This window comes from Micromonospora sp. CA-248089 (assembly GCF_050948515.1).
Lineage (GTDB): Bacteria > Actinomycetota > Actinomycetes > Mycobacteriales > Micromonosporaceae > Micromonospora.
Window position 1 is genome coordinate 5,514,368 of the sequence record NZ_CP192016.1, and the last position, 18,483, is coordinate 5,532,850.

The window sequence follows — 18,483 nt, forward strand, 5'->3', positions numbered from 1 at the left end:
TGCGGCGTCTGTCAGGCGCCACAACTCCAAGATCGCAGAGGTTTCGGGGCGGCGCGGGCGGGAGTTCCTCGTTCGGTTTGTTGCTGCGTCGACCGCCGCCCATCGGGCGAGATTTAGCGTTCCGCGAGGTGGGATCGGTGGAGATCTTGGTAGGGAAGGGCCCCAATGGGGGCCGTTTGGTACCAAGATCTCTCGGAGCCGGGAGCCGGGAGCCTCACTCACAGATCGACGAAATCGGCGGGGTGGAGCGGTGTGGGCGCGGGCGGGGCGGCGGCGGGTCAGACGGGGCGGCCGGACAACAGGGCTCGGGTGGCCTCCCAGCCCTCGACGGCGGGATCGAGCGCGGCCAGGTCGGCCGGGCCGCGCATGCGGTGCCAGCCGGCGGTGACCGCCACGTCCCCGGGGCTCGGTGCCGCCCGCCGCACCTCGGCCGGCGCTGTCGTGTCCAGGTCCAGCGCCGGCAGCCACGCCGGTACGGGCAGCCGCGCCGCCACCCCCAGCAGCCCGGTGCCGCTCCCCTCGACCGGGGCCACCGCCACCGGCCGGGTGGTGAGCGGGCGCAGCAGCTTGCCGAGCGTCAGCCCGGGCACGTCCGGCGCGTCGGCCACCACCACCGCCACCTGGTCGTAGCGGGCCGCCCGGTCACCGGTGACCGCCGCCGCGCCCGGAGTGGCCGCGGGCTCCTGTCCTGACGACTCCCCGGCCAGCGCCGCGAACACCGCGTTCGGCGTCGGCTCGGGCACCTCGTACACCTGGGTGCCGGGCCAGACCACCGCGTCGGCCAGCCATCGGTCCCGGGCGGTGACCGCGACGGCGGTCTCCACCTCGTTCAGCGTGGCGAGCAGGTCGACCACGTCCTCGGCGAGCGCGGTCCGCCAGCGCGCCGGATCGATACCGGGCGGCGACCAGGTCACCGGGCCGAGCAGCGCCACCACCACACGTCGCGACATTCGCCGACCTTAACCCCCACCCCGCCCCGGGTCCGCGCACGATCATGAGGTTGGCGGTGACGAAGCGGACGGAACGCCGGGTCAACTTCATGATCGACCGCGACGGACGGACGGACGCGACGGGCGGACGCGACGGACGGACCGACGGGCGGGCGGTGGTCAGGGGATCGCGGCGGTGGCGGCGACGCCCTCCAGATAGCCGCGGGCACGTTCCGACCTCGGGTATCGGGCGACCAGCGCCCAGAACTCGGCGTTGTGGCTGGGCACGATGAGATGCGCCAGCTCGTGCAGCAGCACGTAGTCGATCACCCAGTCGGGCATGTCCTGGACCCGGTGTGAGATCCGGATGGTGCGGTCGGCGGGCGTGCAGGAGCCCCAGCGGCCGTTCTGGTTGGTCACCCAGCGGACGCTCGCCGGCGCGGCGGCCGACCCGTGCTCGGTCAGGTAGAGGTCGATCAGGCGGGTGGCGCGCGCGAGCAGTTCGGCGTCCGAGCGGGCCAGCCGCCCCTCGCGGGCGGCGAGCCGGGCGAGCATCCGGTCGACCCACTCGCTCTCCTCGGCCCGGGAGAACTGGTCGGGGATCAGCACGACGACGCGCTCACCGTCCCGGTACGCGGACACCGTGCGCCGCCGACGCTGGCTGCGCCGCACCTCGACGACGGGCTTCCGCGTCACGGCCATTACCGGTCCGCGCAGCCTCGGTTGACTGTCACGATGGAAAGCTAATGCGTACTGACCAGGACTCCGCAAGAGTCAACACGACGACACGCGCCCGGAAAGTGGCGGTTGATTGTCAGGAGTCCGGAAAAAATTCTTTGCGACGGTAGCTGACCATCACCTGACCGGCCCTGTTCACGTTAAGTGATCTACGACGAGCAACAGTCGGCGGGGCGGCGCGAAGCGGATCTGGGTGCATTCATCCGGCGTGTCCGCGCGAAACTGACTTATACGACGTTACTCGGCAGGCACACTCTCGACGTCGACTTGCTCACAGAGTCGGCGCACAGCTGACATGGAACCGCCCGTACCTGGGTAGGGTCCGCCAACCACGGTCAGGTGACTGACCGCGGAGAACCCCCCGGCGCCGGTGCCACGCGTGGGCCGCCGCAGGGATACCCGCCGGGACACCTCCGGCGGACGAGACGAGGAGGCTACCGTGGCCGACCAGGCCCAGACCTACAACGGTTACTGCGTGAAGTGCAAGGAGAAGCGGGACTTCGAGGGGCACGTGGAGGTCTCGAAGACCGGCATGAACATGGCAAAGGGCAAGTGCCCGGTGTGCGGCACAACAGTGAACCGCATCCTGGGCAAGGCCAAGGTCTGACCCGTACGACAGACACGGGGGAGGGCGGCCGTCGGCCGCCCTCCCCCGTCGTATAGCCGACAGAGTTACCCGTCGGTTGTGGAAAACCGGCGAGAACCTGTGGACAACGCTGGCCACGGCGCGCCGCACCTGTGGACAACGAGCGACGGAGCGCGCGGATACGGTCACGATCAGTGGCGTGACCGACCCGACACCGCTCGTCCGTCCCGTGCTCCTGCCCGGCCTGACCCGTCTCTGGCGCGACCGGCACACGCTCCAGCTCGGCGAGGCACCCGGCCGCGCGGTGCTGCTGGAGATGTCCTCGCCGGGGACGGCCCGCCTGCTCGACCTGCTCGACGGCACCCGCAGCGAGCGCGCCGTGCTGGCCGAGGCGCGTGCCGCCCGGGTCCCGCCCGACGAGGCACGCGCCCTCTACGACACGCTCCGGAACGCCGGGCTGGTGGTGCCGGCGCAGGCACTGCTCCCCCGCGACCTCGCCGGTGCGACCCGGGCCCGGCTGGCCGCCGAGGCCGCCGCGCTGGCGCTCGCCTCACCCGACCTGCCCGGCACACCCGCCCGGCTGCTGCGCCGCCGCCGTGACGCCCGGGTGCTGGTCACCGGCACCGGACGACTCGGCGCGGCGGTCGCCGTCGCGCTGGCCCAGGCGGGCGTCGGGCACGTCGTACCCGATCTGGCCGGCCCGGTCGGTGCCGGTGACCTGGTCGGGACCGGCCTGACCGCCGCGGAGCTGGGCCGGCCCCTGGCCCCGGCGGTACGCGCGGTGCTGGCGCGGTGTGCACCCGGCACGGTCACCGTCCCGTTGCGGGCGGCCCGGCCGGATCTGGTGGTGCAGCTCGGCGTCGACCGTCCGGCCGAACTGCTCGCCACCGGGTACGCCCGCCGACGCCGGCCCCACCTGCTGCTCGACCTGCGGGGCGGCGTACCGGTGGTCGGTCCGCTGGTCCGCCCGCCCGTCGGCCCCTGCCTGCGCTGCCTCGACCTGCACCGCGGCGACCGGGATCCGGACTGGCCCGCGCTCGCCGCCCAGCTCGCCGCCGACCGGGACGAGCGGGCCTGCGCCGCCGCCACCCGGCTCGCCGCGACGGCCTTCGCGACGGCCGAGGTGCTGGCCCACCTCGACGGCGCCCAGCCGGAGACGCTCGGCGGCGCGGTGGAGATCCGCGGGCCGGGCCGTATCCGTCACCGACGGTGGCCGCCGCACCCCTCCTGCGGTTGCTGCGGGCGTCGCCCGATCCGGTCGGCCCCGGCCGCTACCCGCCGCACGGCAGCAGCGGAGGCCCCGCGTCGGTAACAATGGCCGGGTGACCGACATCCCGCGCCGGGCCGTGTCCCGCACCGCCAAACTCGCCGCTCTGCCGCTCGGGTTCGCCGGTCGAACCGTTCTCGGCATGGGCAAGAGGGTGACCGGCCTCGCATCCGACGTCATCTCCGCCGAGATCCAGCAGCGCACCGCCGAGCAGCTGTTCAGCGTGCTCGGGCAGCTCAAGGGCGGGGCGATGAAGTTCGGCCAGGCCCTGTCGGTGTTCGAGGCGGCGTTGCCCGAGGAGGTGGCCGCGCCCTACCGGCAGGCGCTCACGAAGCTCCAGGAGGCCGCGCCGCCGCTGCCGGCGGCGACGGTGCACAAGGTGCTCGCCGAGCAGCTCGGCCCGGACTGGCGCGACCGGTTCGTCGAGTTCGACGACACCCCGGCCGCCGCGGCAAGCATCGGCCAGGTGCACCGGGCGGTCTGGCGCGATCCGGGGTACGAAGCGGCGGGCGGCCCCCGGCACCGGGACGTGGCCGTGAAGATCCAGTACCCGGGTGCCGGTGACGCGCTGCTCGCCGACCTCAAGCAGCTCTCCCGGCTCGGTGGCATGTTCCGGGCCATCCAGCCGGGGCTGGACGTGAAGCCGCTCCTGGCCGAGCTGCGTGAGCGCATCACCGAGGAGCTGGACTACGAACTGGAGGCGGAGTCGCAGCGGGCGTTCGCCGCCGCGTACGCCGACGACCCGGACATCTTCATCCCGGAGGTGCTCGACGCCGCGCCGCGGGTGCTGATCACCGAGTGGGTGGAGGGCATCCCGCTGTCCCAGATCATCCGGGAGGGCACCGAGGAGCAGCGCGACGAGGCCGGCCGGCTGATGGCCGAGCTGCACCTGTCCGCGCCGGAGCGGGCCGGGCTGCTGCACGCCGACCCGCACCCGGGCAACTTCCGGCTGCTCCCGGACGGCCGGCTCGGCGTGATCGACTTCGGGGCGGTGGCCCGGATGCCGCAGGGCACGCCCGAGCCGATCGGCCGGATCGCGGCGCTGGCGCTGCGCGGGGACGCCGACGCGGTGGTGGAGGGGCTGCGCGCCGAGGGCTTCGTCAGCCGCACGGAGTCGATCGACGCCCCGGCGGTGCTCGACTTCCTCCGGCCGATGCTGGAACCGATCGCGGCGGACGAGTTCCGCTTCACCCGGGCCTGGCTGCGCGGCGAGGCGACCCGGCTGGCCAGCCCTCGCTCCCCCGCCTACCAGCTCAGCCGGCAGCTCAACCTGCCCCCGTCGTACCTGATGATCCACCGGGTGACGCTGGGGTCGATCGGGGTGCTCTGCCAGTTGGAGGCGAAGGCGTCCTACCGGTCGATCCTGGAACGCTGGCTGCCCGGCTTCGCGCCGGTGGCCTGAGCGCAAGCCGGCCACGAGCGGCCCGGCGAGCGAGTGAGCACAGCGAGAGGGGCGGTGACCGACAGGTCACCGCCCCTCTCTTGCTCGATCGTTCTACAGGACGCCCAGGTCGCGAGCCGACTGGCTGCGACTCCGCATGGCGACGGTACGGGCGGAACGGGTTGCCTCAGTGCTCGTGGTGGTGCGACCGGCCTGAGGCCGGCGCATTCGGGCCCTGGACAACGCTTCGTGGAGTAGTTGCATCTCGAATCCGTTCGGCAGGTTCAGCATCAGAATTTCTCTCTCAGGTCGGCCGGTGGAGGGACACCGGCATCGGTTCGGGCTCGGAACGTAGGTGTGTCAGGCTGCCAGCCGGACGGAGTTCCGCGACTCGGACAGCCCGCTGGCCGCCAGTCGCGCCTCCGCCTCGACCCGGAGCTGCGCGTCACGGGCGAGGTCCTCCTTGCGCGGACGGCCACGGGGCCGCTTGCGCGGGACGACCGCGCCACGCTCGAAGATCTCGCCGCCCCAGACGCCCCAGGGCTCGGCTCGCTCGACCGCACCGGCGAGGCACTCGACGCGCAGCGGGCAGTCCCCGCAGAGCGACTTGGCCAGCTCCAGCTCAGCGGGCGAGTCGGAGAACCACAGGTCGGGGTCGAACTTCCGGCAGGGCAGGTTCGCCTCCACCTCGACGCTCACGTCGAGTGGGGCCAACGCCAGACTCATCCTCCGGTCACCTCTCTCTCACTTCGATCTCGTGGATCGCATTCCGACGTACTTCGGCGGGGCAAAAAACTGAGGCCGCGGATCCCGGTAGCGGGTTCCGCGGCCTCGAGGTGAGCCGGTGTCTGATGGATCAGACCGGTCTACCTCGAGGTGGAACGCCGCGGACATCCGTGCGCTTCTTGGCGCCATCGATGCCCTTGCCCGCGAAGCCACTGGTCCCCTCGACTCCGGCGATCGGCGCAACGGTCAGGTTCAGCTCGGCCTGAACCTGGACCTGGTGCACCTGCGGAGCCGACGGTCGAGCAGCGAGGGCCACCCGGACGGCCGACAGCGGAGCGACGGCAGACGGCATCGCCGTGAGACGCTCGTAGTTGAAGATCTTCACTGGTGCCACCTCCCTACTCTCCTCGTGCCGACCGTGGACTCATCCCTCTTGAGCAGCCAGAACGGCGCCGCTCGCGAGGTGTGTCATGAGGCTATTCCTCGCCCTCGGGCGAGGGCAAACGATTTACGGCTAGTTTTCAGAAGTTTTCTGTGGGCAGACGTCGTCCACGGTGGCACCGGCCACCAGGGCGAGCACCGTATCCCCGTAAAGACCGACTTTTCGGGGCCCGATCCCGGCGATCGCCACCAGTTCCTCGGTGCGGCCGGGCTTCCGTTCGGCCAGCGCGGTGAGCGTGGCGTCGGTGAAGACCACGTACGCCGGTACCTTCTGCGCGCCCGCGACCCGCTGCCGCCACTCGCGCAGCCGCTCGTACAGCTCCTCGTCGATGTCCGACGGGCAGGTCGGGCAGCGGCCCAGTTTGCGGTCCGCGCCGGCGAGCAGCGTGGCGCCGCAGATCCGGCAGGAGACCACCTGCGGCCGCCGCCGCTCGGCCCGCCGCGCCGGGCCGGTGCCGCCGGCCCGCTCACCACCGCCGGACCGGTCGAGCTGCGGCAGGAACCGCGACGGCCGCCGGGCCCGGCCACCCGGCGAGCGTGCCGTGGCGTACGACAGCCAGAGCCACTCCCGGGCCCGGGTGATCCCGACGTAGAGCAGTCGCCGTTCCTCCTCGACCTGCTCCATGGTCTTCGCGTACGTGGTCGGCAGCGTGCCCTCGGCCAGCCCGACCAGGAACACGGCGTCCCACTCCAGCCCTTTCGCCGAGTGCAGCGACGCGAGCGTGACGCCCTCGACCGTGGGCACGTGCTGCTGGGCGGCCCGCCGGGCGAGTTCCTCGGTGAACCCGGTCAGGCCGGGCTCCTCCTCGGCCTGCGCCGCGTACTCCTCGGCGAGCTGGACCAGCGCGGCGAGCGCCTCCCACCGCTCGCGCGCGGCACCGCCGGGCGGGGGTGCGTCGGGCGCCCAGCCGACGGCGGTGAGCGCCTCGACCACGGCGGCCTGCAGCGGGGTCCCGGCGTCGGCCGACCGGGTGGCGGCACGCAGCGCGATCATCGCCTGGCGCACCTCGGGCCGTTCGAAGAACCGCTCCGCGCCCTGGAGCACGTACGGCACCCCGGCCTCGGAGAGCGCCTTCTCGTACGCCTCGGACTGCGCGTTGGTGCGGAACAGCACCGCGATCTCCCGCGCCGGCGTGCCGCCCGCCACGAGTGCCCGGCAGCGCGCCGCGACCGCGTTCGCCTCGGCCGGCTCGTCGGTGAAGATCCGCAGGTCCGGCTCCGGGCCGGGCCGGCGCTGGCCGTGCAGCTTCAGCCGCAGCCGCGCCTCGGTGCCCCGGGCCTGCGAGATCACCGCGTTTGCCAGGCCGACGACCTGCGGGGTGGAGCGGTAGTCGCGGACCAGCCGGACCACTGTCGCGCCGCGGTGCAGCCGGGGGAAGTCGACCAGGTACGACGAGGTGGCACCGGTGAACGAGTAGATCGTCTGGCTGGCGTCGCCGACCACTGTGAGGTCGTCCCGGCCGCCCAGCCACGCCTCCAGCAGCCGCTGCTGGAGCGGGTTGACGTCCTGGTACTCGTCGACCACGAAGTGCCGGTACTGGTTGCGCACCTGCTCGGCGACGTCCGGGTGCTCCTCGATGCCCCAGACGGCGGCGCGCAGCATGTCCTCGAAGTCGATCACCCCGTTGCCGCGCTTGAGCCGCTCGTACGCGTCGAACACGTCCGCCACCCGGGCCGGCTCGTACGGCGTCTCGCGCAGCGCCTTGGCCGCGGCGACCACGTACTCCCCGGGCTCGACCAGCGACGACTTGGCCCACTCGATCTCGGCGGACAAGTCCCGCGCGGCGGCCCGGTCGGCGCGCAGGCCGACCTTGGCGGCGGCCAGCGTGACCACCCGCACCTTGCTGTCCAGCAGTTCCGGCATGGCCCGCCCGGCCAGCAGCCGGGGCGCGAAGTAGCGGACCTGGCGCAGCGCCGCGGCGTGGAACGTACGCGCCTGCACACCCTGCACCCCCAGCGTGCCGAGCCGGCTGCGCATCTCGGCGGCGGCGCGGGCGGTGAACGTGACCGCCAGCACATGCCGGCCGGCGATGTCGCCGGTCAACGCCCGGTACGCGATCCGCGAGGTCACCGCCCGGGTCTTGCCGGTGCCGGCGCCGGCCAGGATGCAGACCGGGCCGGCCGGGGCGGTCACCGCGGACCGCTGCTCCGGATCCAGCCCGGCCAGCACCCGTTCCGCCGCTGAGTGAACGCCCACAGCAGGGAATCATCCCAGCATCGTGTGACGTTGCAGCGGTTAGCCTGGCCTGATCGGACCGGGCGCGAGTCACCCCTTGGAGGATCGGACCATGCTGACGATGTATTCCACCCCGTGGTGCGGCTACTGCCACCGGCTGAAGTCGCAGCTCGACCGGGAAGGCATCGCGTACGAGGTGGTCGACATCGAGCAGGACCCGACGGCCGCGGACTTCGTGATGAGCGTCAACGGCGGCAACCAGACCGTCCCGACGCTGCGCTTCGCCGACGGCAGCGCCCTGACCAACCCCTCGATCACCCAGGTCAAGCAGCACCTCGCGGCGCTGCCCGGCTGATCTCCCGCGACGCCACGAGCGGCCGTCCCCGATCCGGGTGCGGCCGCTCGTCGTCGTTCAGGACCCGCCGCGGCTGAACACCCCGTCGTCGGCCGGTATCCGGGGCGCCGGGATCCGGACCGGCGCCGCGACCGGCGTGGTCAGCCCGCGGCCCCGCCACAGGTAGAGGCCGGCCGCCGTGGTGACGGCCCCCACCAGGGCGAACAGCAGCCGGTAGTCGAACACGCCGACGAGCAGCGCGCCGGTGCCGATGGAGAGCGCCTGCGGCCCGCTGACCAGCGCCTCGGACGCGGCGGTGACCCGGCCCAGCAGCCGCGGCGGCGTCCGCCGCTGGATCAGCGTGTTCAACCCCACCATGGTCAGCGGCAGCGACAGGCCGGCCAGCAGCAGCGCCACCACCCCGAGCCACAACCGGGGGTACGCCAGCGCCAGCGCGGCCGGTCCGAAGAACGTCACGCCCGCGGCGAGCGCGCCGACCTCGCCGAACCGGCGGACCACGGCGGCCGAGAACAGGCCGCCGACCAGCCCGCCGACGCCCTGCACCATGACCAGCACGCCGACGAACGCGGCGTCGCGGTGCAGGCCCAGATCGACGTACGCGAAGATCAGCGATTCGGTGAAGCCCATCACCAGCGAACCGAGTCCGTACCCGAGCAGCGCCCGGCGCAGCGCCGGCTCCCTGGTCAGGTGGCGCAGCCCCGCGCCCAGTTCGGACGGCCCGCGACGACCCGGGCGCGACGGTGTGCGCTCCTCCACGCGCAGTCGCACGACCACCGCCGCCGCGGTCAGGAAACCGGTCATGGCCAGCAGCACCAGCAGCCAGCCGCCCACGGCGGCGTAGACGCCCGCCCCGGCCAGCGGCCCGATCAGCCGCAGGCCCTGCCGGACGGTCTGGAGCAGCCCGTTCGCGTCGGCCAGCAGCTCGGCCGGAACCAGATGCCGGATCAGTCCGTTGAGTACGGCGGTGAGGGTGATGTACGACAGCCCATAGAACGCGGCGACCACGTAGATCACCCAGACGTCGGACCGGTCCCGGACGGTGAGCAGCGGGCCGAGCAGCACCGCCGCGACCAGGTTGGCGGCGATGAAGAAGGGTCGCCTGCGGTAGCGGTCGACCACCCAGCCGACGAGTGGGGCGAGCACCATCGGCGCGATGACCGCGAAGATCGTCGCCCCGGCCATGCTGTCCGAACCGGTCAGATCCTTGACCCAGACGGCCAGGGCGAGCAGCAGGACCGACTCCGCCGCCATGCTCGCGACGAGCGCGGCGAACAGGAGACGGAAGTCGGGGCGGCGCAGGACGGTGCGCATCGGTTCCCTCCGGGGGTGCGCCACCAGGGCGCGTCGGGGGCGGGCGCTGGCGAAAGTCACCCTCCACGGTCCTCTTTTTGTCTCGTGACACGCCCGTACCGGAACCTCCGACGCCGGTCGCGCCGTCCATACTGACCGTGGGGGGCGAATTTCATACAGTTACCGTCGCGTCAAGCGGCGGTCGACGGGAAAGAGGACGCCGTGCCTCCTGCCGTACCAGGCCCGATTCTGCGCCGTCGTCGACTCGGCACCGAGCTGCGTCGGCTCCGCGAACAGGCCGGTCTGACCGGTGACCAGGTCATCGAGCGGATCGGCTGGGCCTCCGCATCCAAGTTGTCCCGCCTGGAGAACGGCCGCAGCCGTCCCGACCCGGACGACGTGGACGTGTTGCTGACGCTCTACGGCGCCGACGAGGAGCAGCGCGCGGAGCTGACCGGGATCACTCACGAGGCCGGCGACATGCGCGGCTGGCTGCGCAACTTCCCCGTGATGACCCAGCAGCAGCGCGCCTTCGCCGAGCTGGAGGCGGGCTGCGCGGAGATCTCCGAGTACAACCCGGTGCTGGTGCCGGGGCTGTTGCAGACGCCGGGGTACGCGCGGCACCGGATCATGTCCGCCGCGCAGGTCGCGGCCGAGGCCGGCGACCCGGACGGCGAGGATCCGGAGACCGAGGTACGCGCGCGGCAGGCCCGGCAGTCCCTGCTGACCCGCTCCCCGGACGTGCCCCGCTACACGGCGGTGCTGGAGGAGGCGGCGCTCGGCCGCCGGGCCGGGCCGCCGGAGGTGTTGCACGAGCAGCTCGTCCACCTGTGCGAGATGGCGCTGCTGCCGAACGTGACGCTGCGTCTGCTGCTGCGGGACACCCGGGTCGGTGACTGGTACCTTCCGCCGACCGCGTTCTCGGTCTATCGGTTCGCCGATCCCCTCGATCCGGAGACACTCGCCATCGAAGGTGGGTTCACCGACGTCATGTCGACCGAGGCAAACACCCTAAATCGCTATAAAGTGGTGTTCGAGTGGCTATGCTCGTCGGCACTCTCCGCATCGGACACCCTCTCCTGGTTGATCGAGGCGACGGGACGGCTGACCGGCACGGCAGTCGAGTCCACGGTGGCGTACGGGCCGGCAACGGCGCCGGCCCAGCGTCGCCGGGACTCGGGGCGCCTCACCACGGAACGGTGATCCGGCACGGACACCGCCCGCGCTCCGGCGTCGCTCGGTCCCATCGGAGCACCTCACCAGGAGCAAGCACCATGAACGAGATCCGCACCAGCACGACCACACTCTCGGGACGGCTCGCCGGCGCCGCCTGGCGCAAGAGCACCCGCAGCCAGACCTCCAACTGCGTGGAGGTCGCGCCGCTCGGCTCCGGGCCGGCCACCGTGGCGCTGCGGGACAGCAAGGACCCGAGCGGCCCGGTCCTGCTGTTCGACCGGGCCGGCTGGCTCGGCTTCCTCGCCGGCACGAAGAGCGGCCAGTTCGATCTGGACTGATCCGGCGAATCACGGGGGCCGTCGGCGCGAGCCGGCGGCCCCTCGCGCATGTCCATCCCCGACAACGGTGCTGACCTGGGATCCCCCGATCGGTCGAGCTGGCGCGTTCCCCTTGCCGGGCGTAAACATCGGCGTAACATGACGCGGGAGTGACGTGGAAGTTCCAGCGTGTAACCGCCGATTGTCCGGGGGACACCATGCGGTTCCTGATCGTCCGCACCGAGATCCGTTCCGTCGCCGACGCCGACATCGCCGCCGCCTGGGCGGGCGGGGGCCGGCTGCGTGACGAGACGAGCACGCCGGAGCCCCGCCGCCAGGTCGTCCACGCCGAGGACCGGGACGCCGCACTCCTTCTCGCCCGCGCACTGTCCGCCGTCGGTGCGGTACGCGCGGGCCGGCACCGGGTCAAGGTGCTGCCGATCGAGGAAGCCGCCCCCGGGCACCCGTACCGCTGGGACGGTGGATGACCGGACGCTGACGTCCGTCGTGGCCGGACCGGCCTCCCCCGCCGCTTTCCCGCCTCACCCGGCCGTGACGGCACGTGTTCCCGGCCCGCGATCGTCGCGGCAACGACGGTCCGGGTCGGGGCCGCGTCCACCCGTGGGCGGCGGCCGGTCAGCTGGTCAGCAGTGACCGTCGAGCCAGCGGTGCACCAGGAACAACGCGATCGACGACGGCGGCGGCAGGATCAGCCGGTCTCCCCCGCCCACCGGCACCGGCTCGTCCGCGAGCGCCGCCCCGATCTCCCGGCGGGTGAACCAGCGCGCGTGCGCGATCTCGGCCAGGTCGACCCGGATCGGCGCGTCCGCGTCGGCGCGGGCCAGGAAGCCGAGCATCAGCGAGCCGGGGAACGGCCAGGACTGGCTGCCCACGTACGCGATCTCCTCGACCGGGACGCCGACCTCCTCGCGGACCTCGCGCAGCACGGCGGCCTCGGCCGACTCGCCGGGCTCGACGTATCCGGCCAGGCAGGAGTAGCGGCGCAGGCCCGGCGTGCGCGGCCAGGCCGCGTTGTTACCGAGCAGGCAGCGGCCGTCCGGCCCGTCCACCCCGTCGTGCACCAGCACGATCATGGCCGGATCGGTACGCGGCCAGACCCGGCCGCCGTCCGGGTCGATCCGCGACCAGCCGGCCTCGTCGGCGCTCGTCGGCTTGCCCGTCGTCGACGAGTAGCCGTGCCGCAGGTGCCAGTTGAGCAGCGCCAGCGCGGTGGTGAACAGGCCCGCGTCCCGGTCGGTCATCAGGTGGCCGACCTCGCGCAGGTGGGCCGGGCGGGTGTCCGGCAGCGCCGGCAGCGGCCCGTCCACCGCGAAGACGGGTACGCCGTCCGGCTCGACGCCGAGGAACATCGGCACCGACCGGGGCACCTCGGCCAGCTCACCGGGGCCGACCAGGACCAGCTCCGGCGGGGTCGCCGAGCCGCGGACCAGCGCCCGCCCCTCGGCCGCGGAGTCGAGCACCAGCACCCGCGCCCGCTCCCACGCCTCGGTCAGCCAGCCCGGATCGGTACGCCGGTGCGCGGCCCGGTCGAGCGTCGAGCGGGCCAGCGGCGGGGCGGACTCGCCGCTCATGCCGATTCCGTACGCACCGGTGTCAGCGTGGCCAGCGAGTCGGCCACCCGCTCGGCGTCGCCGAGCACGACGGTGACCGCGCGGGCCGGGGCCAGGTAGCGGGCGGCCACCTCGGTCACGTCGTCCACGGTCGCGGCGGCCAGCCGGGCGGCGTGCTCGGCGAGGAAGTCAAGCCGCAGCCCGTTGCCGGCGTACGCGCTGGTCAGCGACGCGAGACCGGCCTGGGTGGACATGCCGAGCTGGAGCGTGCCGAGCGCGTACTGGCGGGCCTGCTCCAGCTCGTCGGCCTTCGGCGGCACCGTGGCCAGGCGGCCCAGCTCGTAGGTCGTCTCCACCAGCGCCGCCGCTGTCACCTCGGTGGCCACCTCGGCGCCGGCGACGAGCAGCGAACCGGCCACCGAGTGCTCCACGAGCGAGTGCGGCCCGTACGTGTAGCCCTTGTCCTCGCGGATGTTCTCCACCCAGCGGGACGAGAAGTAGCCGCCGAAGATCAGGTTGGCGAGCTGCAACGCGGCGTGGTCCGGGTGGGTACGCGGCACCGCCGGCAGCGCGAGACGCAGCGACGACTGCACCGAGCCCGGCCGGTCGACGAGCAGCAGCGGCCCGGGCTCCAGCGGCGGCGCGGGCGGCAACTCGGCGACGTGGCCGTCACCGCGCCACCCGGCGAGCGCCTTCTCGGCCGCGTCCAGCGCCCGCTCCGGCGCCACGTCACCGACGAGCACCAGCACCGCGCCGGCCGGGTGTACCCGCTCGGCGTGCAGCCGGCGCAACGCGGCCGGGCGGACCGCCCGGACCTGGTCCGGGTCGGGCGTCTGCACCGCGTACGGGTGCCGGCCGTACACCCGCTTGAGCAGCGCGGTGCGGGCCAGGTGCGACGGCTGACTCTGCGCGACCTGGATGCGGTCGACCAGCCGGTCCCGTTCGGTCTCCACCCAGTCGGCGGGGTAGGTGGCGCCGGTGAGCACCTCGGCGAGCAGCTCCAGCATCCGGTCCAGCCCGGTGACCAGGCCCGCGCCGGAGAGCATCAGCCGATCCGGGTCGAGGCCGGCGGTCAGCCCGCCGCCGACCTTCTGCAGCTCGGCCGCCAGCTCGGTGGCGCTGTGCGCCTCGGTGCCGGAGAGCATGGTCTGCGCCAGCATCGCGCCGCGGGCCAGGTGGGTACGCCCGAACGGCATCCACAGTCGCAGCTCGACGAGCGGTACGGAGGAACGGCGTACCGCGATCACGGTGAGTCCGTTGGCGAGCGTGCGCTCGGCCTGCTTGGGCACCTTGAGGCGGCGGTTGGGGCCGAGTGCCGGCAGCGGCCGGACGGTGGTGGCAGCGGTCGTACTCGTGCTCATCGGGCTCCTCCGGCGACGACCTCGACGGATGCGCGGCGCTCGGGCCGCAGGGTGGCGGCGGCGGCGCGGACCTGCTCCTCGGTCACCTCGCCGACCAGCCGGGGCAGGTCGTTGAGCAGGCCGGGCTCGCCGCGTTGCTGTTCCAGCACCGCCATCCGCAACGCGCGGCCGAGCACCGCGTCCGTGTCGCGCAGCAGGTGGGTGGCCATCCGGGCCTGGGTACGCGCCAGCTCCCCCTCGGTCAGCCCGTCGGTCGCCAGCCGGTCCAGTTCCTCGTCGATCGTGCGCAGCACCTTGTCCACGTCGCCGCCGGGCGGCAGGTGCGCCTGGAGCAGCAGCGCGGTGGGGTCGCGGACGTCGAACGGGTCGCCCATGAAACCGAGGTACCCGCCGAGGCTGGTGACCGACCGGTCGCGTTGCACCAGCCGCTCGACCAGCCGGGAGGCGTCGCCGTCGGTGAGCACCTCGGCCAGCACCACGTACGGCAGGTAGCCGGCGAAGTCGCTGACCGGGTCGGGCACCCGCCACGCGCCGGCCACCGCCGGGAGCGGGGCCAGCGCGTCGGTGTACGTGCTGCGCCGCTCGGCGGTCAGGTCGGGCTCGACGAAGTCGGGCCGCTGCGGGGCGGGCCGGGCCGGCACGTCCCCGAAGTGCCGCTCGATGAGCGTGGTCGCCTCGGCCACGTCGATGTCGCCGCTGACCGCGAGCACGGCGTTGCCGCTGGCGTAGTAGCGGTGGAAGAAGTCGGCGGCGTCTGCCACGGTGGCCGACTCCAGGTCGACGAAGGAGCCGTAGCCGTCGTGCGCGTTGGGAAAGGTGTCGAACATCACCGGGGGCAGCGTCAGCCAGGGGAACCCGCCGTACGGCCGGTTCAGCACGTTGACCCGGATCTCCTCCTTGACCACGTCGACCTGGTTGCGCAGGTTCTCCTCGGTCAGCCGCGGGCCGCGCATCCGGTCGGCCTCGAGGAACAGCGCCCGTTCCAGCGCGTTCGCGGGCAGCGTCTCGAAGTAGTCGGTGTAGTCCAGGTGGGTGGAGCCGTTGAACGTCCCGCCGGCGCCCTGGACGTGTCGGAAGTGGGCCAGCTTCTCGAGGTTCTCCGAGCCCTGGAACATCAGGTGCTCGAAGAGGTGGGCGAACCCGGTACGCCCTTCCGGCTCGGAGCGGATGCCGACGTCGTAGACCACCGCGACCCCGATGACCGGGGCGCTGCGGTCCGGCGTGAGCACCACACGCAGGCCGTTGTCGAGGGTGAACCGTTCGACCGGGTACTTCGTCGCTGGGATCTTCGCTCTCCGCGTCGGCACGAGATCGACACTAGCGCCTCGGTACCCGCTCTACCGCCGGTGTGCCCTGGCCGAACGGTGGACGTTGCGGGACGGGTCTTGACGCCGAGGGCCGCTTGCCCCAGTCTTCCTACCAACTAAATAGGAATACTGCGGATTGGACATTCGATGAGAGGGCTTCCCCTGCGCCGCCTGGTCACCCTGGCGACCCTGGCCGCGGTCGGCGCGGCCACGCTCGGCACCACCGCCGCCTGCGGCGAGGACAGCGACGCCGGCGCCGCGTCCGGCCCGGTCACGCTGCGCCTGGGCTACTTCCCCAACATCACGCACGCCCCGGCCGTGGTCGGCGTGGAGAAGGGGATCTTCAAGGAGAAGCTCGGCAGCCACGTCGAGCTGGACACCAAGACGTTCAACGCCGGCCCGGCCGCCATCGAGGCCGTCTTCTCCGGCGCGCTCGACGCCACGTACATCGGCCCGAACCCGACGGTGAACGCCTTCTCGAAGTCCAAGGGCGAGGCGGTCCGGGTCATCTCCGGCGCCGCGTCCGGCGGCGTCGCGCTCGTGGTCAAGCCCGGCATCACCTCGGTGGAGCAGCTGCGCGGCAAGAAGATCGCCACCCCGCAGCTCGGCAACACCCAGGACGTGGCGCTGCGCTTCTGGCTCAAGGAGAAGGGCCTGGAGACCACCAAGGAGGGCGGCGGCGACGTCAAGATCGTGCCGCAGGAGAACGCGCAGACGATCGAGACGTTCGGCAGCGGCGCCATCGACGGCGCGTGGGTGCCCGAGCCGTTCGTCTCCCGGCTGGTCAACGCCGGTGGCAAGGTGCTCGTCGACGAGCGTGACCTGTGGCCGGACAAGAAGTTCGTCATCACCAACCTGCTGGTCAGCACCAAGTTCCTCAAGGCGCACCCGGACGTGGTGAAGAAGCTGGTCGAGGGCCAGGTCGCGGCGAACGAGTTCGTCAACACCAAGCCGGACGAGGCGCAGCAGGCCATCTCCGACCACATCGGCAAGATCACCGGCAAGCCGCTGGACCTCAAGCTGATCAAGCAGGCCTGGCCGACGCTGGAGTTCACCAACGACCCGATCCCGGCCTCGCTGAAGACCGGCCTGGACCACGCCGTCGCGGTCGGGCTGACCCAGCCGGTCGACCTGAACGGCCTCTACGACCTCAAGTACCTGAACGAGGTGCTCAAGGCGCAGGGCAAGGCCGAGGTCAGCCAGCCGTGACGTCGACGACCACGACCCCGCGCAGCGCGACCGGCTCGGTCGCGCTGCGCGGCGTGACGAAGGTGTACGGCCAGGGCGAGCAGGCGGTCCTGGCCCTGGACGGGCTGTCGCTGGACGTCGCGCCGGGCGAGTTCGTCTGCATGGTCGGCGCGTCCGGCTGCGGCAAGAGCACGCTGCTCAACCTGGTCGCCGGGCTGGACCGGGCCAGCGGCGGCACGATCGAGCTGGGCGAGGGCGTCAACCCGGGACTCATGTTCCAGGAGCCTGCGCTGTTCCCGTGGCTCACCGTCGAGGGCAACGTCGAGGTGCCGCTGAAGCTGCGCGGACTCCCCCGCGACCAGCGCAAGGAGCGGGTGGCCGAGCTGCTGCGCACTGTCCACCTGTCCGAGTTCGGCCGCAAGCGGCCGCACCAGCTCTCCGGCGGCATGCGGCAGCGGGTCGCGCTGGCCCGCACGCTCGCGCTGGAGACGCCGGTGCTGCTGATGGACGAGCCGTTCGGCGCGCTGGACGCGATGACCCGCGACATCCTGCACGACGAGCTGGAGCGGATCTGGACCGAGCGCAAGCTCACCGTCCTGTTCGTCACGCACAACGTGCGGGAGGCGGCCCGGCTCGCCGACCGCATCGTGCTGCTCTCCAGCCGGCCCGGCCGGATCATCTACTCCACCGAGGTCGCCGTGCCGCGCCCCCGGCGGATCGACTCGCCGGAGGTCTCGGCCATCGCCGCCGAGGTCACCGACCGGCTGCGCAAGGAGGTGGGCCGGCATGGCCAGTGACACCCTGTCCGGGTCGGCGCGTACCGACGCGGAGATCTCCGGACTCGACGCGCTGGAGATCGCCGGCCGGGAGAAGGGCCCGTCCCGGGTCCGTCGCCTGTGGTCGGCCACCTGGCCCAAGTTCGCCGCGCTCGCGCTCGCCGTCGCGATCTGGCAGGCGGTGGTCTGGTCCGGGTGGAAGGAGCCGTGGGCGCTGCCCGGCCCGGCAGTGGTCTTCGGCGACCTCGGGGAGTACGCGCTCAGCTCGGCGCTCTGGGAGGGCCTGGCCACCACCGCCCGGCGGGCGGCCGTCGGCTTCGCCGCCGCGGTCGCGGTCGGCCTGCTGCTCGGCCTGGCGGTGGCCCGGGTCAAGGTGCTCCGGGCCGCGCTCGGCTCGATGATCACCGCGTTGCAGACCATGCCGTCGATCGCCTGGTTCCCGCTGGCCATCCTGCTGTTCCAGCTCAGCGAGCAGGCGATCTTCTTCGTGGTGGTGCTCGGCGCCGCGCCGTCGGTCGCCAACGGTGTCATCCACGGCGTGGACTACGTGCCGCCGCTGCTGGTCCGCGCCGGCCGCAACCTCGGCGCACGCGGGCTCAACCTCTACCGGTACGTGATCGCGCCGGCCGCGCTACCCGCCATCGTGGCCGGGCTCAAGCAGGGCTGGGCGTTCGCCTGGCGCAGCCTGATGGCAGGTGAGCTGCTGGTGGTCATCGCCACCCGCACCTCGATCGGCGCTCAACTCACGTACGCACGCGAGCTGAGCGAGGCGCCCCGCCTGATGGCCATCATGATCGTCATCCTGGTGGTGGGCCTGCTCGTGGACACCGCGTTCGGGGCCGCCGACAAGGCGATCCGTCGCCGCTGGGGCGTGCTGGACCAGGCCGGCAACTGACGT

At 72.7% G+C, this 18,483-nt stretch carries 19 protein-coding genes; 10 read left to right on the forward strand and 9 right to left on the reverse strand.

The window, feature by feature from the left end:
- Positions 1-278: 278 nt before the first annotated feature.
- Together ACQP26_RS25780 and ACQP26_RS25785 are read right to left on the reverse strand one after the other, a co-directional pair.
- On the reverse strand, positions 279-950 hold the full coding sequence (locus tag ACQP26_RS25780) for a hypothetical protein (protein ID WP_433494221.1): 672 nt from the start codon (positions 948-950) through the stop codon (positions 279-281).
- Positions 951-1,109: 159 nt separating this feature from the next.
- Positions 1,110-1,631: a M48 metallopeptidase family protein gene (locus tag ACQP26_RS25785; protein WP_269704175.1), complete on the reverse strand. Its 522-nt coding sequence runs from the start codon at positions 1,629-1,631 to the stop codon at positions 1,110-1,112.
- A gap of 475 nt (positions 1,632-2,106) precedes the next feature.
- Here ACQP26_RS25785 and ACQP26_RS25790 point away from each other — a divergent pair, with 475 nt between their 5' ends.
- The 3 genes from ACQP26_RS25790 (at position 2,107) to ACQP26_RS25800 (ending at position 4,922) form a co-directional block, all read left to right on the forward strand.
- On the forward strand, positions 2,107-2,274 hold the full coding sequence (locus ACQP26_RS25790) for a DUF5679 domain-containing protein (protein ID WP_007464795.1): 168 nt from the start codon (positions 2,107-2,109) through the stop codon (positions 2,272-2,274).
- 178 nt (positions 2,275-2,452) lie between these two features.
- Positions 2,453-3,565 (forward strand): TOMM precursor leader peptide-binding protein, encoded by a 1,113-nt coding sequence (locus ACQP26_RS25795; RefSeq protein WP_269704174.1) that lies wholly within the window; start codon positions 2,453-2,455, stop codon positions 3,563-3,565.
- Positions 3,566-3,575: 10 nt separating this feature from the next.
- Positions 3,576-4,922 (forward strand): ABC1 kinase family protein, encoded by a 1,347-nt coding sequence (locus ACQP26_RS25800; protein WP_120573255.1) that lies wholly within the window; start codon positions 3,576-3,578, stop codon positions 4,920-4,922.
- Between the two features lie 339 nt (positions 4,923-5,261).
- Here the strand turns inward: ACQP26_RS25800 and ACQP26_RS25805 are convergent, their stop codons facing one another.
- The 3 genes from ACQP26_RS25805 to ACQP26_RS25815 form a co-directional block, all read right to left on the reverse strand.
- Positions 5,262-5,627 carry a WhiB family transcriptional regulator gene (locus ACQP26_RS25805; RefSeq protein ID WP_091422217.1) on the reverse strand — a complete coding sequence of 122 codons (366 nt, stop codon included), beginning with the start codon at positions 5,625-5,627 and terminating at the stop codon, positions 5,262-5,264.
- A 130-nt stretch (positions 5,628-5,757) separates the two neighbouring features.
- A complete protein-coding gene (locus ACQP26_RS25810; protein ID WP_433494222.1) occupies positions 5,758-6,012 on the reverse strand; it encodes a hypothetical protein in 255 nt (84 codons plus the stop codon).
- A gap of 129 nt (positions 6,013-6,141) precedes the next feature.
- Positions 6,142-8,265 (reverse strand): ATP-dependent DNA helicase UvrD2, encoded by a 2,124-nt coding sequence (locus ACQP26_RS25815; RefSeq protein ID WP_433494223.1) that lies wholly within the window; start codon positions 8,263-8,265, stop codon positions 6,142-6,144.
- 91 nt (positions 8,266-8,356) lie between these two features.
- Between ACQP26_RS25815 and ACQP26_RS25820 the strand changes: the two genes are divergently transcribed.
- A complete protein-coding gene (locus ACQP26_RS25820) occupies positions 8,357-8,599 on the forward strand; it encodes a mycoredoxin (RefSeq protein ID WP_018784736.1) in 243 nt (80 codons plus the stop codon).
- A 57-nt stretch (positions 8,600-8,656) separates the two neighbouring features.
- Here the strand turns inward: ACQP26_RS25820 and ACQP26_RS25825 are convergent, their stop codons facing one another.
- Positions 8,657-9,910, reverse strand: coding sequence for an MFS transporter (locus ACQP26_RS25825; RefSeq protein WP_433494224.1), 1,254 nt, complete (start codon positions 9,908-9,910; stop codon positions 8,657-8,659).
- 201 nt (positions 9,911-10,111) lie between these two features.
- Here ACQP26_RS25825 and ACQP26_RS25830 point away from each other — a divergent pair, with 201 nt between their 5' ends.
- The 3 genes from ACQP26_RS25830 (at position 10,112) to ACQP26_RS25840 (ending at position 11,870) form a co-directional block, all read left to right on the forward strand.
- Complete coding sequence (locus tag ACQP26_RS25830; RefSeq protein WP_269704171.1) at positions 10,112-11,092, forward strand: helix-turn-helix domain-containing protein; 981 nt, start codon at positions 10,112-10,114, stop codon at positions 11,090-11,092.
- A gap of 71 nt (positions 11,093-11,163) precedes the next feature.
- Positions 11,164-11,403: a DUF397 domain-containing protein gene (locus tag ACQP26_RS25835; RefSeq protein WP_269704170.1), complete on the forward strand. Its 240-nt coding sequence runs from the start codon at positions 11,164-11,166 to the stop codon at positions 11,401-11,403.
- A 197-nt stretch (positions 11,404-11,600) separates the two neighbouring features.
- On the forward strand, positions 11,601-11,870 hold the full coding sequence (locus tag ACQP26_RS25840; RefSeq protein ID WP_269704169.1) for a hypothetical protein: 270 nt from the start codon (positions 11,601-11,603) through the stop codon (positions 11,868-11,870).
- A gap of 156 nt (positions 11,871-12,026) precedes the next feature.
- On the opposite strand, the gene nudC is transcribed toward ACQP26_RS25840, so the two are convergent.
- The 3 genes from nudC to ACQP26_RS25855 are packed head-to-tail and all read right to left on the reverse strand — an operon-like array spanning position 12,027 to position 15,621.
- Entirely contained in the window at positions 12,027-12,974 is a 948-nt protein-coding gene (gene nudC / locus ACQP26_RS25845) for an NAD(+) diphosphatase (protein ID WP_269704168.1), read from the reverse strand.
- Positions 12,971-14,314: a M16 family metallopeptidase gene (locus ACQP26_RS25850; protein WP_433494225.1), complete on the reverse strand. Its 1,344-nt coding sequence runs from the start codon at positions 14,312-14,314 to the stop codon at positions 12,971-12,973. The genes nudC and ACQP26_RS25850 overlap by 4 nt, the downstream gene beginning before the upstream one ends.
- Positions 14,311-15,621, reverse strand: coding sequence for a M16 family metallopeptidase (locus ACQP26_RS25855; RefSeq protein ID WP_433494226.1), 1,311 nt, complete (start codon positions 15,619-15,621; stop codon positions 14,311-14,313). The genes ACQP26_RS25850 and ACQP26_RS25855 overlap by 4 nt, the downstream gene beginning before the upstream one ends.
- Positions 15,622-15,768: 147 nt before the next feature.
- On the opposite strand from ACQP26_RS25855, the gene ACQP26_RS25860 reads away from it, so the two are divergent.
- The 3 genes from ACQP26_RS25860 to ACQP26_RS25870 are packed head-to-tail and all read left to right on the forward strand — an operon-like array spanning position 15,769 to position 18,480.
- Complete coding sequence (locus ACQP26_RS25860; protein WP_269704165.1) at positions 15,769-16,830, forward strand: ABC transporter substrate-binding protein; 1,062 nt, start codon at positions 15,769-15,771, stop codon at positions 16,828-16,830.
- Positions 16,827-17,606 (forward strand): ABC transporter ATP-binding protein, encoded by a 780-nt coding sequence (locus tag ACQP26_RS25865; RefSeq protein WP_174533937.1) that lies wholly within the window; start codon positions 16,827-16,829, stop codon positions 17,604-17,606. Before ACQP26_RS25860 ends, ACQP26_RS25865 begins: the two co-directional genes overlap by 4 nt.
- Positions 17,596-18,480, forward strand: a complete 885-nt coding sequence (locus ACQP26_RS25870) for an ABC transporter permease (protein ID WP_269704164.1) — start codon at positions 17,596-17,598, stop codon at positions 18,478-18,480. Before ACQP26_RS25865 ends, ACQP26_RS25870 begins: the two co-directional genes overlap by 11 nt.
- The last annotated feature ends 3 nt before the right edge of the window (positions 18,481-18,483 follow it).